The 26,632-nt window shown below is 49.6% G+C and carries 29 protein-coding genes; 18 read left to right on the forward strand and 11 right to left on the reverse strand.

Annotated elements, in window-relative coordinates; genetic code table 11:
• Positions 1-326: 326 nt before the first annotated feature.
• A complete protein-coding gene (locus ACJJIB_RS02335; protein WP_444887753.1) occupies positions 327-2,282 on the forward strand; it encodes a hypothetical protein in 1,956 nt (651 codons plus the stop codon).
• A gap of 177 nt (positions 2,283-2,459) precedes the next feature.
• On the opposite strand, the gene rep is transcribed toward ACJJIB_RS02335, so the two are convergent.
• Positions 2,460-4,493 carry a DNA helicase Rep gene (gene rep, locus ACJJIB_RS02340; RefSeq protein WP_444887754.1) on the reverse strand — a complete coding sequence of 678 codons (2,034 nt, stop codon included), beginning with the start codon at positions 4,491-4,493 and terminating at the stop codon, positions 2,460-2,462.
• A gap of 692 nt (positions 4,494-5,185) precedes the next feature.
• On the opposite strand from rep, the gene ACJJIB_RS02345 reads away from it, so the two are divergent.
• From ACJJIB_RS02345 to ACJJIB_RS02385, 9 genes are all read left to right on the forward strand, one after another.
• Positions 5,186-5,992, forward strand: a complete 807-nt coding sequence (locus ACJJIB_RS02345) for a hypothetical protein (RefSeq protein ID WP_444887755.1) — start codon at positions 5,186-5,188, stop codon at positions 5,990-5,992.
• Between the two features lie 270 nt (positions 5,993-6,262).
• Complete coding sequence (locus tag ACJJIB_RS02350; RefSeq protein WP_444887756.1) at positions 6,263-6,532, forward strand: DUF3565 domain-containing protein; 270 nt, start codon at positions 6,263-6,265, stop codon at positions 6,530-6,532.
• Positions 6,529-6,981 carry a YaiI/YqxD family protein gene (locus ACJJIB_RS02355; RefSeq protein ID WP_152450565.1) on the forward strand — a complete coding sequence of 151 codons (453 nt, stop codon included), beginning with the start codon at positions 6,529-6,531 and terminating at the stop codon, positions 6,979-6,981. Before ACJJIB_RS02350 ends, ACJJIB_RS02355 begins: the two co-directional genes overlap by 4 nt.
• A gap of 17 nt (positions 6,982-6,998) precedes the next feature.
• The gene (locus ACJJIB_RS02360; RefSeq protein ID WP_444887757.1) at positions 6,999-7,484 is read left to right on the forward strand and encodes a GNAT family N-acetyltransferase; all 486 of its coding nucleotides are present in this window, start codon (positions 6,999-7,001) and stop codon (positions 7,482-7,484) included.
• Positions 7,485-7,514: 30 nt separating this feature from the next.
• Positions 7,515-8,084, forward strand: coding sequence for a GNAT family N-acetyltransferase (locus ACJJIB_RS02365; RefSeq protein ID WP_444887758.1), 570 nt, complete (start codon positions 7,515-7,517; stop codon positions 8,082-8,084).
• 449 nt (positions 8,085-8,533) lie between these two features.
• Positions 8,534-9,130 carry a GNAT family N-acetyltransferase gene (locus ACJJIB_RS02370; RefSeq protein ID WP_444887759.1) on the forward strand — a complete coding sequence of 199 codons (597 nt, stop codon included), beginning with the start codon at positions 8,534-8,536 and terminating at the stop codon, positions 9,128-9,130.
• Between the two features lie 98 nt (positions 9,131-9,228).
• Positions 9,229-10,197, forward strand: a complete 969-nt coding sequence (locus ACJJIB_RS02375) for an alpha/beta hydrolase family protein (RefSeq protein ID WP_444887760.1) — start codon at positions 9,229-9,231, stop codon at positions 10,195-10,197.
• 5 nt (positions 10,198-10,202) lie between these two features.
• Complete coding sequence (bla, locus tag ACJJIB_RS02380) at positions 10,203-11,051, forward strand: subclass B3 metallo-beta-lactamase (RefSeq protein ID WP_444888891.1); 849 nt, start codon at positions 10,203-10,205, stop codon at positions 11,049-11,051.
• 94 nt (positions 11,052-11,145) lie between these two features.
• On the forward strand, positions 11,146-12,429 hold the full coding sequence (locus ACJJIB_RS02385; RefSeq protein ID WP_444887761.1) for an amidohydrolase family protein: 1,284 nt from the start codon (positions 11,146-11,148) through the stop codon (positions 12,427-12,429).
• A 118-nt stretch (positions 12,430-12,547) separates the two neighbouring features.
• On the opposite strand, the gene ACJJIB_RS20940 is transcribed toward ACJJIB_RS02385, so the two are convergent.
• The 5 genes from ACJJIB_RS20940 to ACJJIB_RS02405 form a co-directional block, all read right to left on the reverse strand.
• Positions 12,548-12,745, reverse strand: a complete 198-nt coding sequence (locus ACJJIB_RS20940; protein WP_507011916.1) for a putative antibiotic biosynthesis monooxygenase — start codon at positions 12,743-12,745, stop codon at positions 12,548-12,550.
• Positions 12,742-13,185, reverse strand: a complete 444-nt coding sequence (locus tag ACJJIB_RS02390) for a MarR family winged helix-turn-helix transcriptional regulator (RefSeq protein ID WP_444887762.1) — start codon at positions 13,183-13,185, stop codon at positions 12,742-12,744. The genes ACJJIB_RS20940 and ACJJIB_RS02390 overlap by 4 nt, the downstream gene beginning before the upstream one ends.
• On the reverse strand, positions 13,185-13,472 hold the full coding sequence (locus ACJJIB_RS02395) for a putative quinol monooxygenase (protein WP_444887763.1): 288 nt from the start codon (positions 13,470-13,472) through the stop codon (positions 13,185-13,187). The genes ACJJIB_RS02390 and ACJJIB_RS02395 overlap by 1 nt, the downstream gene beginning before the upstream one ends.
• 149 nt (positions 13,473-13,621) lie before the next feature.
• A complete protein-coding gene (locus tag ACJJIB_RS02400) occupies positions 13,622-15,118 on the reverse strand; it encodes a YifB family Mg chelatase-like AAA ATPase (protein WP_444887764.1) in 1,497 nt (498 codons plus the stop codon).
• Between the two features lie 34 nt (positions 15,119-15,152).
• Positions 15,153-15,395, reverse strand: a complete 243-nt coding sequence (locus ACJJIB_RS02405) for an accessory factor UbiK family protein (RefSeq protein WP_252084143.1) — start codon at positions 15,393-15,395, stop codon at positions 15,153-15,155.
• A 422-nt stretch (positions 15,396-15,817) separates the two neighbouring features.
• Between ACJJIB_RS02405 and ACJJIB_RS02410 the strand changes: the two genes are divergently transcribed.
• The 5 genes from ACJJIB_RS02410 to ACJJIB_RS02430 all read left to right on the forward strand — a co-directional run bounded on the left by ACJJIB_RS02410 (position 15,818) and on the right by ACJJIB_RS02430 (position 19,296).
• Positions 15,818-16,573: a TorF family putative porin gene (locus ACJJIB_RS02410; protein WP_444887765.1), complete on the forward strand. Its 756-nt coding sequence runs from the start codon at positions 15,818-15,820 to the stop codon at positions 16,571-16,573.
• A 49-nt stretch (positions 16,574-16,622) separates the two neighbouring features.
• A complete protein-coding gene (locus ACJJIB_RS02415; protein ID WP_252084145.1) occupies positions 16,623-16,961 on the forward strand; it encodes a P-II family nitrogen regulator in 339 nt (112 codons plus the stop codon).
• Positions 16,962-17,015: 54 nt separating this feature from the next.
• The gene (gene amtB, locus ACJJIB_RS02420) at positions 17,016-18,275 is read left to right on the forward strand and encodes an ammonium transporter AmtB (protein WP_444887766.1); all 1,260 of its coding nucleotides are present in this window, start codon (positions 17,016-17,018) and stop codon (positions 18,273-18,275) included.
• Between the two features lie 86 nt (positions 18,276-18,361).
• Positions 18,362-18,700 (forward strand): P-II family nitrogen regulator, encoded by a 339-nt coding sequence (locus ACJJIB_RS02425; RefSeq protein WP_152450594.1) that lies wholly within the window; start codon positions 18,362-18,364, stop codon positions 18,698-18,700.
• 371 nt (positions 18,701-19,071) lie between these two features.
• Positions 19,072-19,296, forward strand: coding sequence for a hypothetical protein (locus tag ACJJIB_RS02430; RefSeq protein WP_252084147.1), 225 nt, complete (start codon positions 19,072-19,074; stop codon positions 19,294-19,296).
• A 77-nt stretch (positions 19,297-19,373) separates the two neighbouring features.
• Here ACJJIB_RS02430 and ACJJIB_RS02435 read toward each other — a convergent pair whose 3' ends face one another.
• The 4 genes from ACJJIB_RS02435 to lptM all read right to left on the reverse strand — a co-directional run bounded on the left by ACJJIB_RS02435 (position 19,374) and on the right by lptM (position 22,721).
• Positions 19,374-20,111 (reverse strand): DUF484 family protein, encoded by a 738-nt coding sequence (locus ACJJIB_RS02435; protein WP_252084148.1) that lies wholly within the window; start codon positions 20,109-20,111, stop codon positions 19,374-19,376.
• A gap of 83 nt (positions 20,112-20,194) precedes the next feature.
• Positions 20,195-21,025, reverse strand: a complete 831-nt coding sequence (gene dapF / locus ACJJIB_RS02440) for a diaminopimelate epimerase (protein ID WP_444883415.1) — start codon at positions 21,023-21,025, stop codon at positions 20,195-20,197.
• A gap of 125 nt (positions 21,026-21,150) precedes the next feature.
• Positions 21,151-22,404: a diaminopimelate decarboxylase gene (lysA, locus tag ACJJIB_RS02445; RefSeq protein WP_444887767.1), complete on the reverse strand. Its 1,254-nt coding sequence runs from the start codon at positions 22,402-22,404 to the stop codon at positions 21,151-21,153.
• Positions 22,401-22,721 carry an LPS translocon maturation chaperone LptM gene (gene lptM / locus ACJJIB_RS02450; RefSeq protein ID WP_252084151.1) on the reverse strand — a complete coding sequence of 107 codons (321 nt, stop codon included), beginning with the start codon at positions 22,719-22,721 and terminating at the stop codon, positions 22,401-22,403. Before lptM ends, lysA begins: the two co-directional genes overlap by 4 nt.
• A 105-nt stretch (positions 22,722-22,826) precedes the next feature.
• Between lptM and cyaY the strand changes: the two genes are divergently transcribed.
• On the forward strand, positions 22,827-23,153 hold the full coding sequence (gene cyaY / locus ACJJIB_RS02455; protein ID WP_444887768.1) for an iron donor protein CyaY: 327 nt from the start codon (positions 22,827-22,829) through the stop codon (positions 23,151-23,153).
• 75 nt (positions 23,154-23,228) lie between these two features.
• Here cyaY and argH read toward each other — a convergent pair whose 3' ends face one another.
• Entirely contained in the window at positions 23,229-24,647 is a 1,419-nt protein-coding gene (gene argH, locus ACJJIB_RS02460; RefSeq protein ID WP_444887769.1) for an argininosuccinate lyase, read from the reverse strand.
• Positions 24,648-24,736: 89 nt separating this feature from the next.
• On the opposite strand from argH, the gene ACJJIB_RS02465 reads away from it, so the two are divergent.
• Both ACJJIB_RS02465 and ACJJIB_RS02470 read left to right on the forward strand, forming a co-directional pair.
• Positions 24,737-25,894: a sensor histidine kinase gene (locus ACJJIB_RS02465; protein ID WP_444887770.1), complete on the forward strand. Its 1,158-nt coding sequence runs from the start codon at positions 24,737-24,739 to the stop codon at positions 25,892-25,894.
• The gene (locus ACJJIB_RS02470) at positions 25,891-26,631 is read left to right on the forward strand and encodes a LytR/AlgR family response regulator transcription factor (protein WP_444887771.1); all 741 of its coding nucleotides are present in this window, start codon (positions 25,891-25,893) and stop codon (positions 26,629-26,631) included. The genes ACJJIB_RS02465 and ACJJIB_RS02470 overlap by 4 nt, the downstream gene beginning before the upstream one ends.
• Position 26,632: the final 1 nt, after the last annotated feature.

Consider the following 26,632-nt stretch of genomic DNA (forward strand, 5'->3'; position numbering starts at 1 on the left):
GCTGTTTCACTATTGGAAAAAGGCCGCTTATTGAGCGGCCTTTTTTGTTTCTCTCTTAAGCAAAACTCACCTTCCTCTAATCGGCTTTTTTCTTGCGATAATTTCCAGCTAACACCTGGACCTTCAAATAAGCTTACCGAATGTCGTAAAAAGCCAAATGATATAACTTGTTTTTAGTGATTATAAGAAAATTCAATGTCAGATAAGCTGCAACAGTAACTGTAATAAACCGTAATTAGGCATTTAATCCCTACTAACGTAATAACTCTGTATTATCCGCGCCTGCCTGTAAGTTAGATGTATACAACAACTCAAGGAAATTACGCATGAAGCTGGGGAAACTCTTCTCTTTTGCTGCTCTATCGTTTGTATTGGCCGCTTGTAGCGGTGGTGGTGGGAGCGATAGCGCTAATGGCGAAATACCGGAAACGTCTGATGAATTACCGGAAACATCTGAAGGAAGTGGTTCACAACAACCCCGGCTCATTATTCAAGGTTTAATTGGAGAAAATATTGACGGCTCTGCTTCAGTGGAAGTCAAGGTAGGCGATATTGATTACGATGCAACCGTTGATGGGAAAACTTTCTCTGCAGAAATCAAAAATGCAGCTTCTGATGAATTAATCAGTGTAGTTGTCCGTTATCCCGCCACCGAAGAGCGTAAAGAAGTTGTCCTAAAATCTTATGTGGGAAATTATTCACAGATCGAGGAACTAGAGAATGAAGGCTCTGTTTCTGTTTCTGAATTGCCAACACTTTATGTTAATGCCTTGTCTACCGCTTCGGCTGCTTTTTTGGAAAAAGTGAATGAAGGTGATATCACTACATCTAATGAGTTGTTAAGTGCTTCACAGGTTTTACCGCAGGAAATATTGTTAGAGAGTGCTGTTGGGCTTCGTTATATTGTTAGTGGTGGTGAGTCGCCGTTATTTTCTCATGAAAATACTTATGACTTTATTCGGGATTATCCCGTGGCTGCAAAAGTAGCATTAGAGTTAAAAAATATATCTTCTTCGGGTGTTAAAAAATATGAGCAGTTTTTTGATCAGCTTGTAAATAATAAAGAACAGATTTTATCTGTTGAAAATTACTCTGGAGAGGATTTGATATTTGTCGCAGTGAATCCCACAATAGCACGTATATATGGATTTGCTATGAATTTGACCGGGAGGGAGTCGGGTACTGGGTATTTCGCTGATAGTAATTATTCAGACCAGTTAAATAATTCTGTGAGTTATGTAAAAAAAGACAATTTGATAACTTTGGAAATGTCTGGCTCAGATCGAGTAAATTTTTATTTTAGTGAATGCTGGGGAGAAAATGGAAGCTCTGGAGCCAGGCTGAATAGTGTTCGGTTGAAAAAATATTACGATGCTGCATTTTATTCAGCCTATAAAGTTGATTATGATTATTCTTGTCAACAGTTAGGCGGAAACGAAGTGTCTGCTGATTCCTTTGTGGTGAGTAGTTTTGCCCAAGTGAATACCCAGCGAACAGGAAGTTTAGAAGAGATATCTTCAGATGCGTTTTCTATCTCAGGTTTCAGAGATAGATCGAATGACGATAGCCTTTCAAGGGCCGGTTCCTGGGAGCCATCCATTATTGATCCAAATACAAAGGGTACAGTTAACCAAAGATTTGATCATCGATCTGGCTATGTAGATGATGGAATACTGTCATTTAATGATACTGGGAATATGGTTATCGAAAGTAATCGAGGGAGTAAAGTTGAATATTATACTTTTGGTGCCGATGGTGTAGCTATGCGAACTTTGGGTGTATTACGTCGAGATGATGGTTCTATAGTTTCGGTTGGGGGCCACTATGCTACGCCGGTTGTGCGCGGTACGGAGATGCCTGTCGGTTCAGATATTTTCAATTACGGTGGAATCTTTGATTTATTTGATCCGGAATTTCCCAATTATTATGACCAATTTGGATTTCGGTACTATGAGGATGGTAGTGGTTATCAAGTGTATAAAGGGCCAGAATACATAACTGAGGCTGAGTGGACTCGTTTTGGTTGGTCTGATAAAGAAAATTTTCGAGAACAAAGATACTTTGTAGACTCTGTTACTCGTGAAAAATATAGTAGTTGTCCTGAAGGTAACATGAATTGTGTTGAGTGGCGTTATCGAGAAGTCGAGCCACTATTTTTTGATGGTACCTTTTATTATCTTCGTGTTTATCAGGAAATTGATAATTGTAAATTGAATGGCAGAGGCTCTTGTGTGGATGCCTCCGGTTATATTGATCGCTGGAAGGTGTCTGCAATACAATAATTTGTTAACGCTTCTAGCTGTTTAAGTGAAATGGCAGGTTTAGAGGAATTTGAACGAGTGTATGTAAGATATTGGTGGCAATAAAAAATATAGTTCTCTAGCCAGCTGATTATCTGAAGTAAAAAGGCCGCTTATTAAGCGGCCTTTTTGTGGAGTTGATTGAGTGGTCTAATCCCCCTAGTCAAACATACTCAACAAAGACCCCAAAGTTTCCTCCCCCTTTGCCTGATTCTGCTCCGGCGTCGCCTTGCCAAATCCTTCCAGCAACACATCCTCTTCCGGCAGCTCGTCGATAAAGCGGCTGGGTGTGGTGTCCTGGGTTTCGCCGAACTGTTTGCGCTTGCCCGCTAGGGTCATGGTGAGGGTGCGCTGGGCGCGGGTAATGCCCACGTAGGTGAGACGGCGCTCCTCTTCGATATTGTCGTCCTCAATACTGTTGCGGTGGGGAAGTAAATTCTCTTCCATACCGATCATAAACACGTGGGGGAATTCCAGGCCCTTGGCGGCGTGCAGGGTCATAAGGCTGACCTTATCGGTGGCTTCCTCTTCTTCCTGGCGTTCCAGCATATCCCGCAGGATCAGTTTGGAGATGGCCTGTTCCAGGCGAATATCCTGCTCTAGCTCATCGTCCGTGCCCTCCATAATCTTGTTGAGGCTCTCCAGAAGCCAGAACACATTCTCCATGCGCTTCTCGGCCACCTTCTCGCTGCTGGCGTTTTGTGAGAGCCAGCCGGCGTAGTCGATATCTTCCAGCATTTCACGCAAGGCGCCATTGGCGGTAGTATCGCGACAGTTGCGCTGTACCCCTTCGAGCCACAGGGCGAAGCGGTTCAGGCGCTCGTAGCCCTGCTCGTTGATATGCTCCTTAAAGCCCAGTTCCGAACAGGCTTTGAACATGGAGATCTCGCGGCCCTTGGCGTAGTTGCCCAGGGCTTCCAGGCTGCTGGTGCCTATTTGGCGACGCGGGGTATTGATAATGCGCAGGAATGCGTTGTCATCATCCGGATTCACCAACAGGCGCAGGTAGGCCATCACATCCTTGATTTCAGCGCGGGCGAAGAAGGAAGTACCGCCGGACATCTGGTAGGGAACCTGGTGTTCCTGCAGTTTCATTTCGATCAGGCGCGCTTGGTGGTTGCCGCGATAGAGCACGGCAAAATCCATAAACTTGCAGCCGCGACGGCTCTTCTGCAGAAATATCTCGTTGGCGACCCGCTCCGCTTCCTCGTTTTCATTGGCCACCTTGAGCACGCGGATCTCCTCACCCATACCGCGATCGGACCACAATGCTTTGTCGAATTCGTGAGGATTGTGGGCGATCAGGTGGTTGGCCACTTTGAGGATGCGGCTGGTGGAGCGGTAGTTTTGCTCCAGTTTGATCAGGCGAAGGTTGGGGAAGTCGGTCTTCAGCGCACTCATATTCTCTGGGCGCGCGCCGCGCCAGGCGTAGATAGACTGGTCATCGTCTCCCACCACTGTGAGGCCGCCGCGCCCGCCCACTAGCAGCTTCACCAGCAGGTACTGGGAGTTGTTGGTGTCCTGATATTCGTCCACCAGCAGGTAGCGAATCTTTTTGCGCCAGCGTTGCAGCAACTCTGGATCTTTGTCGAACAACTGTACCGGCAGCAGGATCAGGTCGTCGAAGTCGACGGCATTGTAGGCCTTGAGGGCTTCACAGTAGCGATCGTAGGCAACCGCGATGGCCTGCTCACCGGGGCTCTGTGCCTGCTCCAGGGCACGGCGCGGGGTGAGCATATCGTTCTTCCAATTGGAGATCTGGTTCTGTACCCGATCCAACAGGTCTGTATCCAGGTCGCCATCCCTGAGCATCAGCTCCTTGATCAGGGCGCGGGCGTCTTCCGCATCGAAGATGGAGAAGCCGGGCTTGAAGCCGGCGGCGCGGTATTCCTTACGCAGGATATTCAGCCCAAGGTTGTGAAAGGTGGATACGGTGAGACCGTGACTCGCCTTGGAGCGCTTGCCATCCGGGCCCGCCAGCAGTTTGCTGACCCGCTCTTTCATCTCCCGTGCCGCCTTGTTGGTGAAGGTGAGGGCGGCGATATTGCGCGCGGCGTAGCCACACTGCTCGATCAGGTAGGCGATCTTGCGGGTGATTACGCTGGTCTTGCCGGAGCCGGCACCGGCCAGCACCAGGCAGGGGCCATCGACATACTTCACGGCTTCGGATTGGCGGGGGTTGAGCTGGGTCATAGATAGAGTTGTATCTTCGCGTGACGAGAAAATGGTGGATTCTAACAGCCTTAGCCCGGATCCACCCGGCATGAGTGCGAATGCCTGGACAGTTTTCTCCTTTGCCCTAGGAGTTGGCTATAGCAGGGTCCTGCGCACTAAATCTATTGCTCAATAGAATAATTCATCACAGCCTTTTATTTAGAAGACTAAGTTAACTAATGGGTATGCTTTAATAGAGAAAATACAGATATCTTTAGTAAGTGGCAGGATTAAGGTAAATCGATTTTATTCTGTTTAAAGCGCCCTATAAAAAACTAATTATTGAATATTATTGATCTATCTTACTCTTTGTAGCTTTGAGACGCAGAGTCTATTCTACTTCGAATACCAACTTAAAAGTTTGGTTCGGATTCGCCTATTTGATTATTTGAACGATATAAAGTTAGGTCTTTTATACTTCCTTGGTCAGCACTATGTGATTAAATTAATAATTTATTTAAATGACTGAGCGGACTCGAGGCCACTTTATTTGTTGTATAGGTATTTCGCAATACAGCTACGGTATCTTTTTGATTTTTACTGAGTTTTGGTCAGGATTTAGCAGCCCTAATCACTCCATAAGGAGAGGGCTTTGCTACCCCGAGTTGAGGGGCTTGTAGTGCTATGTTGTTATATCGGCTAACTATTTTTGTTTTATATTCTGGTGCCTCATGAAAAATCTCCATGGAATTGGATTAGTATTTATTGCCTCGTCTGCATTGTTTGGGTTTAACTCTTGCTCGGATTCGGATTTTTCGAGCGGATATAGGCCTTCGCCCTTGCCTGAATTGTTGTGTAGGAAATATCCAAAAAGAATATATAAAAAATTAATTTCAAATCATAATGGTGAGGTTGAAAATCCTATTGTAGAGCAGTTTAGCGCTAGCTGGAATTCCAGTCTAAATACTCATACCGTCGAAGCAATAGATGATAGCTTTATTTATGTTGATACATATGATTCCCCCAGAAGTTTTATATTGAATCATAAAGATTTCTTCCCTGTTAATTACTTAAAGTCACACCATCTTGACTTGATTGGTGGCGTCGGGGCAGATGTTGTTAATACATTTGATGATGAAGTTATAAGCTTAACAAATATTTATGTAATTGATCATTATTCTGCTGAACATGTGTATCATTGGGAAGAACATGATGAGCAGGGTAGACCTATAAAGGGGGTTTATTCTTATATTGATGATGGCCATGTTTTATGTGAAAAACTATCAATTGAATTTGTCTACAAGGAAGATGATAGAGCTTTTGAAGAGATCTATAAGGTTGTGGAGGATACGATAATCTATGGTGACTATTCAGGTTTTTCGGGATGTAGTGATAGGGTTTTTAAAGAGTATTACGATGATTTTGGCAGTGTGTATTTAATCGAGCGTACATATAGTGATTCTGGAAATTACTTCATGTATGAATATGAATATAAATATGAAAAGGTGGCTTCTGTTTGTGAAGTTAAACAAGAATAGGTCTTTCGGCTTTACAGATAAGAAATTGATAATTTTTTATTTGAAATATAAGAAGTTCGTTGCCTTAAACATTTAGGCTTGGAAATACTTTAAAATTCAGACTCAATGGGTAAAGGAAATTCAGGCTACTAAGTAGTATATTTTTCTTCCAAGCTATTTTTAAGCAATATGGGTGTTGACCTTTTCAGTTTGTACTAACAGGGGGTTCCACTAGTTTGGCTTATAATCCCCTTTGATAGCAAAAACCTTTAGCTACAGTGTACTTTGCCAATGGGATTAGCTATAACTGCACCTTTTCCCTGCCTGTGTAACCCCATGCAACAACCCATCGCCGGCTACCATCTGGATGAAGAGGATCACTGGGTGGCGGAGCTCGCCTGTGGCCACTTCCAGCATGTACGCCACAATCCTCCCTGGACCAACCGGCCCTGGGTGATCACTGAACAAGGGCGCGAGTCCATGCTGGGATTCCAGCTCAATTGCAAGAAATGCGATGAGGGCGCACCGCCCGATACACTCGAAAAGGTTGTAGAGCCATGACAAAACTCTGGGTTGATGCCGACGCCTGTCCGGTCGCTATCAAGGAAATCCTGTTTCGCGCCGCTGAGCGCACAGCCACAGAACTGACGTTGGTGGCCAACCAAGCGGTACGGGTGCCGCCGTCGCGCTATATTCGCTCCGTGCAAGTGACAGCCGGTTTTGATGTGGCGGATAACGAGATAGTGCAGCGCTGTGAGGCAGGGGACCTGATTATTACTAGCGATATCCCACTGGCAGCAGAGGTGATCGACAAGGGTGCTGAAGCCCTTAATCCCCGTGGGGAGCGCTATACCAAAGCCAATATCCGCGCGCGTCTGAATATGCGGGACTTTATGGATACCCTGCGCTCCAGCGGCGTGCATACCGGCGGACCACCGGCCCTTAGCCAGGCGGACCGCAAAGCTTTTGCCGATCAGTTAGATCGATGGCTGGCAAAGAGTCGCAAGTAACTTTAAGGAGAATTGCCGTGGAGAATTTGAGGCTGAAGCCAATGGAAGAGTGGCAATTCCCAACATTGATGTCTTGGCTACCTGATAGGGAGCAGTGCCAACAGTGGGGTGGTCCTGATTTCAGGTTTCCGTTCGAGGGGAGGTCCTTCTTGGAGGATTGCCGTTGGCCGGAGTTACCCAGCTACGCACTTCAGGACAGCAGCGGTGATGTGCTGGCTTTTGGGCAGTATTACCAACACCTGGGCCGCTGCCACCTAAGTCGCTTAATTGTCTCTCCCAATCATCGCGGAGCCGGATTAGGGCGTGTGCTGGTAGTACAGCTTGCACAAACAGGAGCCAGAGCCCTGGATGCAATCGAGTGCTCTTTATTTGTCCTGCGTACTAATCTAGCGGCACGGACTCTCTACCAGAAATTGGGTTTTGAGGAAGCGGCTTATCCAGGGCAGCAAAAATGGCTAGATCATTGCGATTTTATGGTCGCACCGTCTGTAGATTTTCAGTAGAAACAAAATATTGAATAGCGCGAATATTTCATGCCTGAATTAATACAACCCACGACCGAACGCTTACAGCTGCGCCAGTGGCGAGCGGAAGATAAGCCTGTATTCGCCGAAATGAATGCCGACCCAAGGGTGATGGAGTTTTTCCCCTCATTGCTGACGCGACAGCAGAGTGATGCCGGTGTGGATCGCAGTATTGCCCATATTGAGAAGTACGGCTGGGGCTTTTGGGCCTTGGAGCTGAGAGAGACCGAAGAGTTTCTCGGATTTGTCGGCATGAAAAATGTGACTGAAGATTTGCCTTTCGCACCGGCGGTAGAGATTGGCTGGCGTTTAGCCTTCCCTTATTGGGGAAAAGGCTATGCCAGTGAAGCCGCAAAAGCCTCTTTGGATGTAGCTTTTAATACCCTGAATCTCAGCGAAGTCGTTTCTTTTACACCGTTACAGAATCTTCGCTCCCAGCGAGTGATGGAGCGGCTGGGTATGCGGCGGGATTCTCTCGTCTTTGAACATCCGCAGGTTCCAACCGAAAGCCCTTTGTTAAAACATTGTTTATATCGTATCAATGCTGATGAATGGTCTAGAGAGCATTCAATCAAATAATTTGTCAACTCTGGGTGCTCTTTTGCTGAAAAAGGGGCCCCTGATTAGTTTCGTATTCATTTGCGGCCTCAAGGTCCTCCCTGCGCAGCTTACTATGTGACTCACACTCTGTATTGCTACATCTTGAAAGGCTTACACATTCCTGCGAAGCCGCGCCTTATCGAGAACCATTCTGAAAGCCAAGGGCATCATGAATATTGAGTGATTCCCTGGTAATTTTTCCCACAATCTGATGTTTCGTAGTGTGTGTATGTTCTGCTGGAAAGGAATACATACACCTATAGAACGGTTTGCATTTCTTTTAGTCCATTTGATGCTTTATGAAGGCAGAAAAAGTTCGCCAAATTTAAGTTAATCGTTTTTTAGTTGACTGGACTTTCATTACTTCAAAATGGTCTTAAGGGTATAGGTGTTACCAGGAATTTTCTCAGCGCGTAGCTACCCAGACAATGGCCAGATTGATTCAGCCTGATTCAAAGCGATTAGTCCTTCGCCAATGGCGAGAAGAGGATCGTGGTGATTTTGCTCATTTAAATGCAGATACTCGGGTTATGCGGTTCTTTCCCTGCACTCTGAACCGAACTAAAAGTAATAAGCTACTTAATACCCTTAAGGAACATATCGATGAATACGGGTGGGGGTACTGGGCGGTGGAATTGAAAGAGAATGGACAATTTATTGGTTTCGCTGGTATTAAACATGCTTCGGCTGAGTTGCCTTTCTCTCCAAATGTGGTACTTGGTTGCCGCTTCATCAGGGATTTCTGGGGGCGGGGGTATGCCAGTGAAGCGGCCAAGGCTGTCTTTGCAGTAGCATTCGAACAGTTAAATCTTACTGAGGTAGTGGGGTGTACTGCATTACAAAACCTTCCTTCACAAAGAATGATGCATGGTTTGGGTATGAGTCGTGACGCCTCAATCTTTGATCATCCACTGGTACCGGAAAATAGCCCCCTGCGGCCTCACTGTTTGTATCGGCTCTCGTTTGATACCTGGTGGGAGCAGATAGGCGGAAATCCTATTAAGCGGTTTAAATTAAAATTATAGATAGTCTTTAAGCTATTCAATGGAACCTATTTAATGTACTTGCGTCATAAACAGCACTCTCAATAAACATAAGAAACAAAAGCAAATGGAGGTGTTTTATGATGAATCTGTTTCGTTTAAAGGCAATAAAAGCTGTCCTTATAAATATTCTGCTGTTATTCAGTTTGCCAATGGCTCATGCGGAGTTCATAAAAAATACGAGTAAACGTCCGGATACCTCAACTCTTTACTGGTCTCTAGAATTTCCTGCCCACAGCGAGTCTCACGGCTTGTTATTGATCGCTCAGGGCTCAGGTTGTCTTCCTGCCATTAAGAATAAGGCAGTACAACAAGTTAAGAAGGTTGTCCCAAAATTTGCCGTGCTATTGGTAGAGAAATACGGGGTTACCCATGCGGATGGCCCCAATGACCAATTTAAAGATTGCTCACAGGCTTATGTGACGAACCATACCGTTGAGCAGCGCACCCGGGATATCGTGCAAATAGTCGAAGAGTTAAAGGGAGCCGACTGGTGGAATGGTAAGCTGGTTCTCTTTGGTGGCTCAGAGGGCGGTGATGTTGTTGCCCGTTTGGCCCCCAAATTAAATCCAGATGCGGCTGTAGTTTTCTCTAGTGGCCTCGGGCAATCTTTTGCTGAGGTACTTAAGTCCTTGGTTCCTCCTCACGTAGCGACAGAAGTCGATGCCAAACTCGCTTACGCACGGACGAATCCTGAAAGTGTAGAAGTCTGGGGGGGGAATTCTATGCGCTGGTGGGCCGATGTTGTAGATCGGGTACCAGTCAATGACTTATTAGATAGCCATGTCCCTGTCTTATTGATTCAGGGTACAGAAGATAAGTCCTCTCCCGTCAGCTCCGGCCGTGCAGCGCGTGATGCTTATACAAATGCGGGGCGATGTGAATTATCTTATTGGGAGTATCCCGGTTACGATCACTATATGACAGATACCGATGGTGTGAATCACCGAAGAGAGGTTTTTGAACGAGTTGCTAGATGGATAGAAAATACCTTACTTAATGGAGCACCCAGATGTATATCCGGTGTAAAGAAAATAGAGAGCAATTGATGAATATAAGAACCAAGCTAGCCGCGATAGTAATGACAGTTTACTCCAGCACTACAATGGCTGAAAATTTCTCCGTATTGCCGCAACTGGAAAACTACAAAGTGCCAGAATCCTGGCGCCAGCCAGTAGCGCCTCTTAAAATAGCAGATAATACCTGGCAAATAGGTACAGAGGGAATTACCTCACTGTTATTAAAAGGCAAAGAGGGATCGATTCTAATTGACGGTGGGATGGAGCAGACGGCTGAGCATTTATTGGAGAATATGCGCAGGTTGGGAGTCGCCCCCTCGGATCTCAAGCTAATCTTGCACAGTCAGGCCCATGCAGACCACGTAGGTTCCTTAGCTGAGTTAAAACGCGTGACTGGTGCACAGGTAGTAACCAATGCCGAGTCGGCAGTGCTGATGGCTCGCGGTGGTGCCAATGATATTCACTTTGCCGACGAACTTTTATATCCCCCAGTAAAGGCAGATCGTATTCTTCATGATGGCGAGCAAGTGGTGCTGGGAAATTTGCGTTTACGCGTACATTTTATCCCAGGCCATACACCGGGCAGTATGGCCTGGACCTGGGAAGATGTAGCTGATGGTAAAGCTACAGATATCGCTTATGTGGATAGCCTTACAGCGCCGGGTTATCAACTGATTGATAATAGCCGCTACCCCAATATCGTAGAGGACTTCCGCACAAGCTTCGCCCGTGTGCGCGATTTACCTTGTGATTTACTCATTACGCCTCACCCGGCTGCAAGTGGGTGGGTATTCCAGGATACTATTACCAGAAAAGTAAGAGTGGGCTGTAAAGGATATTCCGATGCAGCTTCGGAAAAATTTGAACAACAACTACGTAAATAGTTAGAAGTAATGATTTTTTTGTTGTAAATAATATGAGTTATTTAAAATAAATTAATTCGAATTGTTCTCATATGAATAGAGTTAGCAGTTAATAATGTTTAAAGCAAAATCATTTGAAGGTGTTTCAGTAAATTTTATTGGTCGTTTTTTATATGGGGTGTTTTTAATTATTTTTTCTCAGAAAGCTTTTTGTGAAACTACATATGCCGTGGTGGGAGGTAAATGGTTTGATGGGACGGATTTTAAGGAAGCTACTTGGTTTGTTGACGAGAATGGCTCTTTGACTAAGACCAAACCACAAAAAGTTGATTATACCTTTGATGCCAGTGGAAAGTATGTAGTGCCGCCTTATGCTGAAGGACATAATCACAATCTACAAAACCCTTGGGGTATCAAGAATTTTGGGCCTCTGCAGATCAAATCTGGAGTTTTTTATAGCGTGCAGATGTGCAGCTTTGGTGAGAAAATTAAGGCGCAGTTCAGTAGTATAGATACCATGGATGTTTTGTATGCGTCAGATTGCATGACTGCTTCGGATGGTCACCCGATTGCTTTTTATTTTAAGGATCGATCAAACCCCACTGAGAAAGAGATTCAGGATGGTAGAAGTAGCTTGCTAATCGTTGACAGTTTGTCAGATCTTGACCGAGTTTGGCCTGGAATTATAAAAAAATCGCCAAGATTTCTCAAAATTGTTCTCGTTGGCAGTGAGAATTTCGAAGAGCGCCACGGAGATAAGAAGTATCTTGGCGTTAATGGCCTAAATCCGAAATTGGTGCCGATTATTGTCGAGCGTGCTCACCAATCTGGAATTCCAGTGGTAGCCCATGTAGATACAGCCCACGATGCTATGGTAGCGATAAAAGCCGGTGTCGATGTTTTGGGTCATTTGCCCGGATATAGAATTGCCAGAAACGAAGGCTTCGATATTCAGGACTATGTTTTGAGCGATACTGCTATAGCTTTAGCTGCTGAGCAGGGTACAAAGTTGATTGCAACAGCTAGTGTGCCCACTGGACACAAATACTCAGAAGGTGAATTGAGTGAGATACAGAAGATTCAGAGAGATAATCTTACCCGTTTACGTAATGCTGGCGTATCTTTATTAATGGGGAGTGATAATTTTTCCGGTACGGTACTTCGTGAAATGCGCTACTTGGACTCTCTAGATATTACACCGAGAGAAGTATTACTTAAATCCTTGACCATGGATACTCCGAAGTGGATGTTTCCGGAGCGAAATTTAGGCACCTTTGCCGAAGGTGCTGAGGGTAGCTTCTTAGTGTTGGAGGGCAATCCTCTAGAGGATTTAGGTTTTCTCGATAAGATTTACATTGGCGTGAAGCAGGGGAAAATGTTAGTCAATGATTCCAATTAATGATAGGTAATAAATTTTATTCGGGTGTAATATTTTTGGGGTTCTAGATTTGTTAAAAAATACCCAGCTTGATTGCCAAGCTGGGGTATGTTTTCTCCATTTTAATATGCCCTTTTTTTTAATTTGCTTCTAACAAGCGATGTACCTTTGGTACAAGATAGAAATACATTAGTGGGACCAGAATGGCGGTCATTATTAAAGCCTTTAAACCAATTGCAATTTGCAATTCCAGTGCCTGTATCCCCAGAAGTAATAGAGTAACAATGGGATAAACCAATGCCCATATGCACAGGGCGTGTACTATCGGTCCCTTCATTTTTTCAGTTCCTCCATAAATTTGGAAATTGTCTTAAAATACCCAGGCAAAATTTTCTGTAAAAATTTTTTTCCATTCTTAGTGAGTGTTATACATTTTGCTCGGCCATCACTGGAATCTGCTTCCATAGCGATAAGCTCATCTTCCACCATACTTTTCAAGGTTCGTGTCATTACCGGCCGAGAAACATCAATTCGTTCTGCAATTTCTGAAGCTAGTAAGCTGTCTCTTTGTGGCTCCCGGTCGATAACAATCATTACTAGGAAACGCAGCTGGGAGGTTCCGTGCTCAGTAAAATAGCTCTCCAGCTCTCGTAAAAGTAGGCTTGCATCCCGCATCATGGTAAGTGCGCCCTGAACGGCTGTGGGATCTTTTACTGAAAAACGTTTGGCATATCCCTCAATCATTTGTTGCGAGGGAAGATCTTTGAGGAAAAACATTAGGCCAGTCTCTTGAGCTTATTGATCTCCACCGGCTCTTTTAGCCACTCTTGATAGGCTTCGAATATCGGAGCGATATAGGGCATGGTGTAATGCTTTTCTAAGTCTTCCTGGCTGCGCCACTCCTCGTATAAAAATAGGCATTCCCCATCCTGGTGCACTGCGAACTGCAGGCAGCCCTCCTCTTCGAGAGTATTTGGCACTATGGATAAGATGGCCTGTTTGGCTTGCGCAAAGAATTCTGTCTTGGGGAAAATTCTGGCAATAATGAATAGGTGATTATTCATAAGGTTAACTCAGCAGTGTATAATATAGTTACCATGATAACTATAGTTTTTGGCCTGTCAAATACCAGTGCAATACACAGCTGATGGCGCTGTAGCAATGAGAATCCACTCAGGCGGTAAATTCGGGATTTAGAGGGCGTAAAGAGCTTTTAGTGTGTAGGAACGCTTGCCTGGCGTCTGTCTAGATTCCGGTAAGCCAACGCTTCGGCAATTTGTGCCGTACCAATTCTTTCCTGTTTGGCTAGGTCCGCCAGCGTGCGGGCGACTTTAAGCACTCGATGATAGCTGCGTGCGGAAAGCCCAAGTTTTTCTACTGACTGTCGCAGTAGTAGTTTTTCGGTATCGCCTAGGGCGCAGTGGTTTTCCAGCGATGCCCCTTTTAATAAGCTATTGATTGTTCCTTGTCGCTGTAACTGCTGTTGGCGGGCATTACAGACTCGCTCACGCACACTCTCAGATGACTCACCGGGAGGAGAGTCCTGTAACTGTATTGCACTCATTGCGCCAACTTCCACCTGCATATCAATACGGTCCAACAGTGGTCCGGAAAGCTTGTTGCGGTAGCGGTCTATCTGGTCCGGTGTACAGCGGCAACGAGTTTCCCCCAAATAACCACAGGGGCAGGGATTCATCGCGGCCACCAATTGGAAGTGGGCGGGGAAGGTGACTTGCGCTCTGGCGCGAGAAATACGCACCTCGCCATTCTCCAGCGGCTCACGCAATATCTCTAGGGCATGGCGGGGAAACTCTGGCATTTCATCCAGAAATAAGACCCCACGGTGGGCCAGGGAAATCTCCCCTGGGCGCGGTGTGCTGCCGCCACCCACCAGTGCGGTTGGGGAGGCGCTGTGGTGGGGGGCGCGGAAGGGCCTGTGACTCTGATGGGGTAATCCAGCGCTGGAGTACACAGCCGCCACTTCTATAGATTCACGGCTGGTCAGAGGTGGCAATATACCGGGCAAACGGCTGGCTAACATGGTCTTGCCTGTACCCGGTGGTCCATAGAACAAAAGGTTGTGGCCTCCTGCTGCAGCGACTTCCAACGCCCGTCTCGCCTTGAGCTGGCCACGAACATCAGCGAGGTCTGCAGTGTGTGTAATTACTCGCTCTAATTGCTGCTCGGCGCGGGGTAATTTTTCCCGGCCATGCAGTTCTGCACACACTTCAAGAAGCGAGTTGGCGTTAGCGATTTCGCTGCCAGCCAGGGCGGCTTCGCTGCCGTTTTCTTTCGGTACTACTAATAGGCGTTGAGCGGCAGCACTGGCGATGGCTGCAGGAAGTGCGCCGCTGACCTGGCGTATTCCGCCGGTAAGGGCGAGCTCTCCGATAAATTCGTAGCTTTCCAAGGGCTCACTAGGCACTTGGCCGGAGGCGGCGAGTATGCCTATAGCGATGGCGAGATCGTATCGCCCGCCGTCTTTGGGTAGGTCCGCGGGGGCCAAATTAACGGTGATACGCCGCTGGGGGAATTCAAAGTGGCTGTTAATTAGGGCACTGCGTACCCGGTCGCGGCTCTCGCGCACGGCAGCTTCGGGCAGGCCGACGATATGAAAGGCGGGGAGCCCGTTGGCCAGGTGGGTCTCAACGGTGACCAATGGGGCGTTAACACCCAGCTGAGCACGGGTGTAGCTAACTGACAGGCTCACATTTTCATCCTTGATGCGGCGGCTTGTGGAAGAACTAATCCTCGGGTTTGTGTTCTCTCTGTGCGAGAGCCTGCTCCAGTATTTCCACCTTGTCTTCCAGGCGAGCCAATTTTTCTCTGGTGCGCCTCAGTATCTCCACTTGAGTATCGAACTCGCGCTGGGAGACCAGCGGCAATTTATCCAGTGAAACCTCCAGCGCACTGCGCAGGTCATTGGTAACTACTGTGCCTTGCTGTTGCAGTTCTTTTAAGAGTTGTTGCAGTTTGTCCGCAGCCACGGGCAACTCCTTGCTGTCAAAATCTTATTTAATGGCACCAGATTGTAACCCACACCCTATAGCCACAAAAGCTGACTCTTTGTGCACTATTCTGATCACTGCCTCTGCAAGATTCCCCACTTCTGTGCACGCGATGACAAACAGTTCCATCTTGGTGCGTGAGACTTTGCGGGCTCATTGTTCGTATTTATTCCGGTTGTCTGCTTTCCCGTTAACTTATTGATTTTATTGGATATTGCTGTCCTGGCATCAAGTCTGCAATGAAAAGGCAGGTGTGCCATTTACGATCACTGGGAGTCTGGGAAAGTAGCGGTTCACAAGACGCAAGAGACCCTCTGTCATACCCGACAGTGCAGGACCGATTGCAGGCGGCGCCATTACAGCTCTTGAAATACAGCCTATAGAAATTTAGGAGAAATAAAGTGGAAGTTAAAAAGCATAAAATTGCCACTATTTTCGCTGGCGCTTTACTGGCGCTGGGCACTGCCAATCTAACAAATGCTGAAGAAAATACCTCTTCCAGCAGCTCTCAGGAAGAGGGCATCAGTTTCAGCGCCAACCTGGGTATGGTTTCAGATTATCGCTTCCGAGGCATTTCACAAAAGGATAGAAATCCTGCAATTCAGGGTGGTCTGGATCTGGATTTTGGCAATGGCTTTTACGTGGGTACCTGGGCTTCGCAGGTGGATTTTGCCTATGGATTTGATGAAACCGATTACGAGCAGGATTTTTACGGTGGTTTCTCCGCAGATATTAATGACTCCATTAGTTACGACGTCGGCTATATCTATTACGCCTATCACGGTAGTGACCAGGATGAAGATTACTGGGAAATTTACGGCAACCTCAGCATTTCAGACCTGACCCTCGGAGTTGCTTACTCTCCCGACTATTGGGCGCAGAGCGACGAATTTTATTATACCTTTGCGGAGTACAGTTTCTCACTGCCAGCAGATCTGAGCCTGGATTTGCATGTTGGTTACAACATTTTTATGGAGCGTAGTGAGTTCCTTTATGAGGACGATGATTATATCGATTACTCCGTAACGCTCAGCAGAGGCTTCGGTGGTTTGAACCTGAGTGCGGCTTACGTTGGTACCGATGTCAGTAAAGAGGAATGTTGGGATACCGATTGGTGTGAGCCAACCCTGGTAGTTGGTGCTACTTATACTTGGTAATCAGTTCGCCCGCGATATTTCGCAGGCATTTTTTTTGGGGGGGGAATCCATGAAATTAATCACCGCAATTATCAAGCCTTTTAAGTTGGATGCCGTGCGCGATGCCCTCAGAGAAGTGGGTGTTAATGGCGTGACTGTTACTGAGGTAAAAGGGTTTGGTCGGCAAAAGGGCCATACCGAATTGTATCGGGGCGCTGAGTATGTCGTGGATTTTTTGCCGAAAACCATGCTGCAGATTGCCGTAGAGGATTCTGAGTTAGACAAAGTTTTGGAGGCACTGGGCTCCAGTGCTCACAGCGGAAAAATCGGTGATGGAAAAATATTTGTTGCCAACCTGGAGCAGGTAGTGCGCATACGCACCGGCGAAACCGGCAGAGACGCGATCTAACTCGATAGCAACAAACATAATTTTAAAAATATACAGACTTGAACGGAGAGAAACATGGAAAACCAGATATTTCAGTTGCAGTATGCAATTGATACTTTTTATTTCCTGATGTGCGGTGCCCTGGTGATGTGGATGGCTGCGGGTTTTGCCATGCTGGAAGCTGGCCTGGTGCGCTCAAAGAACACTACAGAAATTCTCACCAAAAATGTTGCGCTGTTTGCAATAGCCTGCATTATGTATCTGCTTACTGGATACGCCATTATGTATGATGGCAACTGGATGCTATCTGGCATTGAGGCATTTAGCCTCGACACTGTACTGGCCGATTCCTCCAGTAATGGATTTGAAGGCGATTCCGTTTATTCGAGTGCTTCTGACTTTTTCTTCCAAGTCGTATTTGTCGCCACCGCTATGTCCATCGTGTCCGGTGCCGTGGCTGAGCGCATGAAGCTGTGGAGCTTCCTTGCTTTCGCGGTGGTATTGACTGGCTTTATTTACCCTATGGAAGGTTCCTGGACCTGGGGTAGCCAGGATGTCTTTGGTCTATTTAGCCTGGGAGACCTCGGTTTCTCCGATTTTGCCGGCTCCGGTATCGTACATATGGCTGGCGCCGCCGCCGCTTTGGCAGGCGTGCTGTTGCTGGGCGCACGTAAGGGTAAATACGGACCCAATGGCCAGGTTTATGCGATTCCCGGTGCCAACTTGCCGCTGGCCACACTCGGTACCTTTATCCTGTGGATGGGGTGGTTCGGCTTCAATGGTGGTTCCGTATTAAAACTGGGCGATGCCGCCAGTGCGCACTCAGTCGCCATGGTATTTGTTAATACCAATGCCGCTGCAGCCGGTGGTGCTATTGCCGCACTGATTACCGCCCGTTTGCTGTTCGGCAAGGCCGATCTCACGATGCTGCTCAATGGCGCGCTGGCGGGCTTGGTGGCAATTACTGCTGAGCCCTCTACTCCTACCGCGCTGCAGGCGACTGTGTTCGGTATGTTTGCCGGTGTTCTGGTGGTCTTCTCCATCATTACTCTGGATAAACTCAGAATTGATGATCCGGTCGGCGCTATTTCCGTGCATGGTGTAGTAGGTCTGCTTGGTCTGTTGCTGGTCCCCATAACCAACGAGGAATCCACCTTTGTGGGTCAGTTGGTTGGCGCCTTGACTATCTTCCTGTGGGTCTTCGTAAGCTCCCTGGCGGTTTGGTACCTGCTCAAGCTGGCAACCGGTATCCGTGTCAGTGAGGATGAAGAGATGGAGGGTGTTGACTTGGCCGAGTGTGGAATGGAAGCTTACCCGGAATTTATGAGCAAATAGTCGCTCGGTAGTGGCGTCGCCTTAATATTGGGGTGGCCGCCGCATTGAGGTTCCCGCAAAGAAGATAAACCAGGGGAAAACACAAGATGAAATTAATAACGGCCGTAGTGAAGCCCTTCAAGCTGGACGATGTGCGCACTGCCCTTTCTGAGGTCGGTGTCCAGGGAATGACGGTAACAGAGGTGAAAGGCTTTGGCCGCCAGAAGGGCCACACCGAACTCTACCGTGGTGCGGAGTATGTGGTGGACTTTCTGCCCAAGGTTAAACTGGAGCTGGCCGTCGATGACAGCATGGTGGATGCGGCTGTAGAAGCTATCACCAAAGCGGCGCAAACCGGAAAAATCGGTGATGGAAAAATCTTTATCACCGCGCTCGAGGAAGTAATCCGAATCCGTACTGGGGAAACCGGTAGCGAAGCGGTGTAATGTTTGCCGATTAATCAGGGTACTTCTATTAATAATGCCCAGTATGTTTAAGGCCCCGTAAGGGGCTTTTGCTTTTCTTTATCCCCTAAAAATGATCCCTGTCGTCTCCTACTAGAAGGTTTCTCCCTACCTGTCACTTAAATCTCCATAACAAACTGCAATATCTCCTCGATTTTTTCCCAACAAAAAACTCTACGGGCTCCGGTGCCTGCAGCTGGCAGCGTAGATTGTAAGTGCCTATATATTAATCGCCGCTTTTGATGCGGTGGGCGATTGCTACTCCGGTGGCTTTCAATTTCATTGGCGCCGCGGGAAGGGGCGGCACAGAGGTACTCCCTCTGTAACAGGAGTAAGGGTTACAGGGTTTTGCTATGAAAGATAGTTATGAAGATCAGGGTAAGAACGCTCGCAGCAAGGATACAGAGGAATTTGCCGAAGAGCGCTCCATTACCTCCCGTGAACGCGCCAGAAGCCAGCTGAGTTCTGATGTTGAGGAATTTCTAGCCGGTGGCGGGGCGATTAATGAAGTCGATCCAGACGTCACCGCCGACCCGCCACGGAAACCGCAGCCAAAATACGGTAGTCGACCTATTTAGTGCTTTCAACGTTGCCGCCCCTGAGATCAGGTCGGCGGCAAAATCTTTTCTGCAGGAAACCCCGAAGCCTGTTGGCCTCAGGGATTCAGTAGCCTGGGCAACAGGCGCTCCAAAACTTCGCCAATGTAAGAGAGAAACAGAGTGCCGAGGCTGGAGCGGTAGTATTGGGGGTCGGATGATCCAACTGCCAGCATGCCGAGCTGATTGCCGAGCGGGACCACTGCGGCGGAGGCAATTTCCTGCCATTGGTCTCCGAATAAATACTCTCTTTCCCCGGGGCGCAAAATTCCACATATTGGGCGGCCATTACGCAATATGGCGCCAATAGCCGTCTCTGCGCTGGAGAGTGTGCTGGTTCGCACTTCACCGAGCTTGTCGGCTGACACGCCTAGCGGCCCAAATAGAGTTAGGCTGGTAAATTCCACATTGAAGTCATGGGAAAAGCTATTGTACAGAGCCGTGGTGGCCTCACCAATGGTCTGTGCTTCCAGTAGGGCGAGGATCAGACGGCGGCTATTAAAAAACAACTGATCGTTATCGCGTGCATTGTGCAGTAACTGGTCGAGGCGTTGCCGCATCTCAATATTGCGCTCGCGTAGCAGATTGGTCTGATGTGTCATCAGCGACACGGTCTTGCCATTTTCCCGCGGCAGTTTGATGGTTTCGAGCAGGTCCATACGCTCGACAAAAAACTCAGGGTTTTGCATTAGGTAGCGAGCTACCTGGCGCGCGAGCAACTTGTCATCGCGCTGGGTTTCCCTGTGGTTGCCGGCGACAATCTCATCAGAAGTTTGATTGGCGTCTGTGTGTTCCATTGTGTTCTGTTCACATTGGCGCGGGCGCGTGGTGAATCCTGTGCTCTATCGGAATTAGAGCTGAGGCTCGCCCGCTAAATTATTTAAACAATGATTTGCCCGTGGAAAACTGTAGTCGCGGGCCCGGTCATAGTAACCGGCTGATTCGGCCCACTCCAGTGGATTGTCAGGGACCCGCCGGGAAGGCGGATTTCCACCTGCTCATCCACCAGGTCGCGCAGGTGGGCATACACCATGGCTGCGCAGGCACCGGTGCCACAGGCGTGAGTTTCACCTACGCCGCGCTCAAATACACGCAACTGTGCCTGGCTGCGGGATTCGACTTGCAGAAAACCCACATTCACCTTCTGGGGGAAGCGGGGATGTGCCTCGATTAAAGGGCCGAGGGTCACTACTGGGGCGCTGTGAATGTCGTCGACCAACAGTATGGCGTGGGGGTTACCCATGGAGACTGCGCCTATGGTAAAGGTCTCGTCACTGGCTTCCAGCAGGTAGCTATCCGCACGGCGATCGGCATTGAATGGAATCTTCTCCGGCTCTAAAACGGGGGCGCCCATATCGACACTGACCTGGTCGTTATCGAGTACACGCAGGTGCAGCATACCCGCAGCAGTTTCGACCTTGAGCCGTTTTTTACCCGTCAGGCGGCGTTCGCGTACAAAGCGGGCGAAACAGCGTGCACCATTACCGCAGTTCTCCACCTCACCGCCATCGGCATTAAAGATGCGATAGCGAAAATCTGCCTCTGGCCCCCGTGGCGGCTCTGCCAGTAGTACTTGATCACAGCCGATGCCTAGGCGCCGATCGGCGATTCGGCGAATTTTATCTGGTGACAGCTTGAGTCTCTGGCTGATGCCATCGAGCATTACAAAATCATTGCCGAGCCCATGCATCTTGCTGAATTTAACGCGCATTCCATTTCTCTGTAAAACTGATTGAGCGGGCCATCCTAGGGGTGCTCGCCACCGGTGACGCCGGCATTGCTGGCGTCCCGGAATTCTGTTGGTTGGTAATTAAGAGGCAAGGGTGACACAAACCGTTAGACCTTTTCAGGCACCGGGGTCTCACCCCGAACCAGGTCGTCGAAAGTTTCCCGTGTGCGCACTAAATAGCTATTCTCGCCATCCACCAGCACTTCCGCTGCACGCGGGCGGCTATTGTAGTTGGAACTCATGGTAAAGCCGTAGGCGCCGGCGGACAGCATGGCCAGTAATTGCCCCTCGCGCAGAGCCAGGGCGCGGTTCTTGCCGAGGAAGTCACCGGTTTCGCAAACGGGGCCAACGATATCCCAGAGTGTGTCCTCACCGTCGCCCGGAGTAACCGGCACTATATCCTGCCAGGCCTGATAAAGGGCAGGGCGTAGGTTGTCGTTCATGGCGGCATCGACAATGGCGAAGTTGTGTCCTTCGGTGTGCTTCAGGTATTCAACCCGAGTTAACAGAACGCCGCCGTTAGCGGCAATCGAACGACCGGGTTCCAGTATCAGGCCCAGCTGGCGTTCGCCGATACGTTCCAGAACCGCTTGCAGATAGTCTGCAACTACTGGGGGCTCTTCACCCCGGTAGCGGACCCCGAGACCGCCGCCGAGATCCAGGTGTTCTAGCTGGATGCCTTCGGCGGAGAGGGTGTCCACCAGCATCAACAGCCGGTCGAGGGCATCTAGGAAGGGGGCCACCTCGGTGAGCTGGGAGCCGATATGGCAATCCACCCCGGTCACTCTCAGGTGAGGCGAGCGCGCTGCGTATAAATACACATCCAGAGCACTGCTGATGGCGACGCCGAATTTATTTTCTTTGAGGCCGGTGGAAATATAGGGGTGGGTTTGTGCGTCTACATCTGGGTTGACCCGCAGTGAGATTGGGGCAACAGCTTCGCACTCCGCCGCTACTTGCTCGAGGCGGCGCATTTCGGCCTCCGATTCGATATTGAAGCAGTGCACACCCACTTCCAGGCCACGGCGTATCTCGTCTGCGGTTTTACCCACACCGGAAAATACTATTCGCGAGGGATCTCCTCCCGCCAGCAATACCCTTTCGAGTTCGCCCCCGGAGACGATATCAAACCCAGCGCCAAGCTGGGCCAAAAGCGACAGGATACCCAGATTGCTGTTGGCCTTCACCGCATAGCAGATCAGGCCGGGGTGGCTGCCCAGTGCTTCGGCATAGGCTTGATATTGGCGCTCGAAGTGGGCGCGGCTATAGACGTAGGTGGGGGTTCCGAAACGCTCGGCGACCTCTTCCAGTGATACCTGTTCTGCCCACAGGCTGCCTTGGCGATAACTGAACTCACTCATTTCTGCGGTGCTTGCTCCTCTGGGTAGCCCTCTTCCGGGTAGTCTTCTGGCGTAGAGTAATCCCCGGGTTCTGAATAGTCGTTTGGTTCGGAGTACCCTTCCGGTACAACAGTTTCTCCGGCTGGAACAAGTACCGGCTCATCCGGCTCCACCGCCGTGCTACTAGTGGGCACCGTAGTGGGCGGGCCTGTGGTGATAGCTGGCGCGGGTTCGGCCGGCGCCTGAGGCAGGTACAGCGGTCCTTTCTGACCGCAGCCACTGAGGAGTGCGGATGCACTCAGCAGGGCGCAAAGGGGGTAGAGCATTTTCTTTGGCATGGGTGACATCCTGCACTCGGGCTTTAGAGCGGTGTTCGGCAAAAGCCTGATAGTATAGCGAGCCAATAGATTGAACACAGTAGACGGTAACAGAAGTAATAAAAGATGAGCCAAACGGAATATGAAGCGGCCATTGAGCATACCCTGATGGCGATTGAGGATGCCCTGGACGATTGTGACTGGGATATCGATTACGAGCGCAGTGGTGCCGTGCTCACTCTGACCCTGGAGGATAATGGCAGTCAGGTTATTCTCTCCCGGCAATCTGCCAATCAGGAACTTTGGGTAGCTGCCAAGTCTGGCGGTTACCACCTCACTTTTATCGCGCCCGGCTGGAAATGCAGTACCACCGAGGAAAATCTACCGACCCTGCTCAATCGCGTGCTGAGCGAGCAGCAGGGTGAATCGGTCGAACTGGGATTACCACAGTAATCCCGGTTTACTGATCGGCCGTACCCCAGGCGCCCGGATGCAAAAAACGGGCTCCTAGTCCTGCTGGGGCCTGCCTTAATGACGCCCTTTAATTTGCACTCGTGCTTGTGCACAGGCAGCGCGAACCTGATCGGGAGCGGTGCCGCCGATATGGTTACGAGCGGCTACCGAGCCTTCCAGGGTGAGCACTTCAAAGACATCCGCACCGATATCAGCAGAGAATTGCTGCAGCTGCTCTAAGCTCAGCTCCGCTAGGTCTTTCTGCTGTTCAATGGCAAAGGAAACCGACTGGCCGACGATCTCGTGGGCATCGCGGAAGGCAATGCCTTTGCGCACCAGATAATCTGCCAGGTCGGTGGCAGTGGAGAAACCCTTGGCGGCTGCCGCCAGCATGTTTTCTTTTTTTGCCTTGAGTGCGGGCACCATATCCGCAAAGGCGCGCAGGCAGTCCAGTGCGGTATCGGCAGCGTCGAATAAAGGCTCTTTGTCTTCCTGGTTGTCTTTGTTGTAAGCCAGGGGCTGGCTTTTCATCAGGGTTAGCAGTGCAATTAGGTGGCCGTTCACACGGCCGGTTTTGCCACGCACCAGTTCGGGCACATCCGGGTTTTTTTTCTGCGGCATAATTGATGAGCCGGTGCAGAAACGATCCGGTAGGTCGATAAAGTCGAACTGGCTAGAAGCCCAGAGCACCAGTTCCTCGCTGGCGCGGGAAAGATGGGTGAGCAGTAGGGCGGTGAAGGCGCAGAATTCAATGGCGAAATCCCGGTCGCTCACCGAGTCCAGGGAGTTCTCGGTCGGAGCATCGAAGCCCAGCAGTTCGGCAGTGCGCGCGCGGTCGATTGGGTAGCTGGTGCCGGCCAGTGCTGCGGCACCCAGGGGCGAGCGATTGACTCGTTTGCGGCAATCCATCAGGCGCTCGAAATCCCTGCTGAGCATGGCATTCCAGGCCAGCAGGTGGTGGCCGAAGGTCACTGGCTGCGCACTCTGCAGGTGGGTAAAGCCGGGCATAATGGTATCGGCTTCGCGTTCGGCCAGGTCTACCAACCCGGTTTGCAGTCGGGTTAATTCGGCGCCGATCCGGTCGATGCGGCCGCGCAGCCACAGGCGGATATCGGTGGCGACCTGGTCGTTGCGGGAGCGGCCAGTGTGCAGTTTTTTACCGGTGGCACCGATGCGTTCGGTCAGGCGCGCCTCGATATTCATATGCACATCTTCCATCTGCACCGACCAGGGAAAGTCACCCGCCTCAATTTCTACTGCGATCTCTTTCAGGCCATTGGCAATCTGGTGATATTCATCACCGCTCAATACCCCAACCTCGGATAGCATCTGTGCATGAGCGAGGGAACCCTGAATATCTTCCAGCGCCATGCGCTGATCGAAGGTGACAGAGGCAGTGAATCGCTCTACGAAAGCGTCGGTGGCTTCGCTGAAACGGCCGCCCCAGAGTTTGGCGGCGGGATTAGTGGCGGAGTCGGGTTTGTCGTTGCTCATGGTTTTCCTGGCTGCAGTGAGGTGAAAGGCCGGGGAGCTTGGTGGTATCGTGCGCTTTGAATATAGGGACAATCAAGAATAACAACTGCATGTCATTTCCCAGGCCGTCGGGCATTATATCGCAGAAAATTCGAAAAACTGACACTGATAGCAAGGATTCTGCGCTTTGCGGGCAGGTGCCTTTTCTTCCGGATTTATGCAGTGTCACCGCCCTGGCCGCATTGGTGTTGATGGGGGAATTGCTGGCCCTGGTTCTGGTGCTCGCCTTGGACGGGCTGAGCGACTTCAGTTGGCAGCGCCTTGGCTTGGTGTCCCTGGTGATTCAGTGGGTAATATTGCCTTGTGCCGCCGTGCTTTGCCGGCTGCGCCCCTATCTAGCCAAGTTACCCCACAAACATGCCGGCGCTATCAGCTTTATTGCGGTGTTGGGCGTGCTTGGATTAGTAATGGGGATTCAGCGCTATGTGCGTGCTCTATTGCTGCAGGCGGATTTCGACTGGTGGGGACTGGCTAGTGATTGTCTCCTTGGGGCTATCTGCGCTGGAGTGGTATTGCGCTACGCCTATTTACAACAGCAGTTATACAACCAGCAACAGGCGGAACTGGGCGCGCGTATTGAGGCGTTGCAATCGCGCATACGACCGCATTTTTTGTTTAACAGCATGAATAGCCTGGCCAGCCTGATCGCGGTAGACCCAGATCGCGCTGAGCGTTTGGTGGAAGATTTGTGCGTGTTGTTTCGGGCCAGCCTCGCCGACCCAAAGCTGGTGCCGCTGTCGCAGGAAATACAATTGTCCCAACGTTATCTGGAGATTGAGGCTCTGCGCCTGGGCGAGCGTTTGCATCAGCTATGGCAGCAGCAGGGTACTTTGGAGGATATACAAGTACCCAGCATGTTGTTGCAACCATTGCTTGAGAATGCCGTTTTACACGGTGTGGCACAGCGGCGTGAGGGCGGCACAATTACTGTGGCCGTGAAAACCGAAGGCGGTGTTCTGTACATTGATATTGAAAACCCACTTCCGGCAGAAACTGTGCATTTCACCAGGGAAAGCAACGGGATGGCAGTGGAGAATATTCGTCAGCGCCTTGCCGCCTATTACGGTGATCGCTTCAAGTTTACCGCCGGTCGGGTGGAGGACCACTACCGAGTGCAGCTACAACTACCCTTGTTTCCCCGGGAGGTGGTTCAGCGTGAAACAAAACCGACCATAAATTCCAGTAGAGATACTGAGGTGATGGAGTGACCCAGTTGCGAGTCCTGATTGTCGATGATGAACCCCTGGCCCGCGCGCGGCTGCAGCGGCAGTTGTCTACAGTCGAAAATTGCATTCCTATCGGTGAAGCGGCGGACATTGAATCCGCGCTGATGCAGGTGCAGATACTGGACCCAGATCTGGTCTTACTCGACATAGAAATGCCCGGCGGCAGTGGCTTGGAATTGGCCCAGCAGCTTTCCACACGCGAGTGCCCACCCGCGATAATTTTTTGCACCGCCCACGATGAGTTCGCCCTGCCGGCCTTCGCCACCGCTGCGGTGGGTTATCTACTCAAGCCTGTCAGCGTGGAGCAGCTGCGCCAAGCGCTGGCAAAGGTGCAGTGCCTCAATAAACCCCAACAAAAACTTGTTAGTGGTGACGAGAAGGATCGCGGTCGCAGCCGTATCAAAGCGGTGAGCCGTATGGGGGTCGAGCTATTGGAAGTGGACAGCATTCGTTGTTTGGTTGCTGACAGCAAATATGTGGTGGCCCATCACCCTGCCGGTGAGACGATCCTTGATGAGTCATTAAAAGAGTTGGAAAGCGAATTTGCCGAGCGCTTTGTTCGAGTGCACCGCAGTGCACTGGTGGCAGTAGCATTTATTACAGGCTTACGCAGAGACGGAGCGAATTATCGGGTGGAGCTGGAAGGGGTAACACAAGCCCCATTGGTAAGCCGGCGTATGTTGTCTTCGGTAAAAAACCTGATCACGGAGATTTGCTAGT

Source organism: Microbulbifer mixtoriginis (SeqCode), from assembly GCF_052467705.1.

Coding starts and splice junctions, on each gene's coding strand:
- ACJJIB_RS02335 (WP_444887753.1), top strand. CDS start 327: ATGAAGCTGGGGAAACTCTTCTCTTTTGCTGCTCTATCGTTTGTATTG.
- rep (WP_444887754.1), bottom strand. CDS start 4,493: ATGACCCAGCTCAACCCCCGCCAATCCGAAGCCGTGAAGTATGTCGAT.
- ACJJIB_RS02345 (WP_444887755.1), top strand. CDS start 5,186: ATGAAAAATCTCCATGGAATTGGATTAGTATTTATTGCCTCGTCTGCA.
- ACJJIB_RS02350 (WP_444887756.1), top strand. CDS start 6,263: ATGGGATTAGCTATAACTGCACCTTTTCCCTGCCTGTGTAACCCCATG.
- ACJJIB_RS02355 (WP_152450565.1), top strand. CDS start 6,529: ATGACAAAACTCTGGGTTGATGCCGACGCCTGTCCGGTCGCTATCAAG.
- ACJJIB_RS02365 (WP_444887758.1), top strand. CDS start 7,515: ATGCCTGAATTAATACAACCCACGACCGAACGCTTACAGCTGCGCCAG.
- ACJJIB_RS02370 (WP_444887759.1), top strand. CDS start 8,534: ATGGCCAGATTGATTCAGCCTGATTCAAAGCGATTAGTCCTTCGCCAA.
- ACJJIB_RS02375 (WP_444887760.1), top strand. CDS start 9,229: ATGATGAATCTGTTTCGTTTAAAGGCAATAAAAGCTGTCCTTATAAAT.
- ACJJIB_RS02385 (WP_444887761.1), top strand. CDS start 11,146: ATGTTTAAAGCAAAATCATTTGAAGGTGTTTCAGTAAATTTTATTGGT.
- ACJJIB_RS20940 (WP_507011916.1), bottom strand. CDS start 12,745: ATGAAGGGACCGATAGTACACGCCCTGTGCATATGGGCATTGGTTTAT.
- ACJJIB_RS02390 (WP_444887762.1), bottom strand. CDS start 13,185: ATGTTTTTCCTCAAAGATCTTCCCTCGCAACAAATGATTGAGGGATAT.
- ACJJIB_RS02395 (WP_444887763.1), bottom strand. CDS start 13,472: ATGAATAATCACCTATTCATTATTGCCAGAATTTTCCCCAAGACAGAA.
- ACJJIB_RS02415 (WP_252084145.1), top strand. CDS start 16,623: ATGAAATTAATCACCGCAATTATCAAGCCTTTTAAGTTGGATGCCGTG.
- amtB (WP_444887766.1), top strand. CDS start 17,016: ATGGAAAACCAGATATTTCAGTTGCAGTATGCAATTGATACTTTTTAT.
- ACJJIB_RS02425 (WP_152450594.1), top strand. CDS start 18,362: ATGAAATTAATAACGGCCGTAGTGAAGCCCTTCAAGCTGGACGATGTG.
- ACJJIB_RS02430 (WP_252084147.1), top strand. CDS start 19,072: ATGAAAGATAGTTATGAAGATCAGGGTAAGAACGCTCGCAGCAAGGAT.
- ACJJIB_RS02435 (WP_252084148.1), bottom strand. CDS start 20,111: ATGGAACACACAGACGCCAATCAAACTTCTGATGAGATTGTCGCCGGC.
- dapF (WP_444883415.1), bottom strand. CDS start 21,025: ATGCGCGTTAAATTCAGCAAGATGCATGGGCTCGGCAATGATTTTGTA.
- lysA (WP_444887767.1), bottom strand. CDS start 22,404: ATGAGTGAGTTCAGTTATCGCCAAGGCAGCCTGTGGGCAGAACAGGTA.
- lptM (WP_252084151.1), bottom strand. CDS start 22,721: ATGCCAAAGAAAATGCTCTACCCCCTTTGCGCCCTGCTGAGTGCATCC.
- cyaY (WP_444887768.1), top strand. CDS start 22,827: ATGAGCCAAACGGAATATGAAGCGGCCATTGAGCATACCCTGATGGCG.
- argH (WP_444887769.1), bottom strand. CDS start 24,647: ATGAGCAACGACAAACCCGACTCCGCCACTAATCCCGCCGCCAAACTC.
- ACJJIB_RS02465 (WP_444887770.1), top strand. CDS start 24,737: ATGTCATTTCCCAGGCCGTCGGGCATTATATCGCAGAAAATTCGAAAA.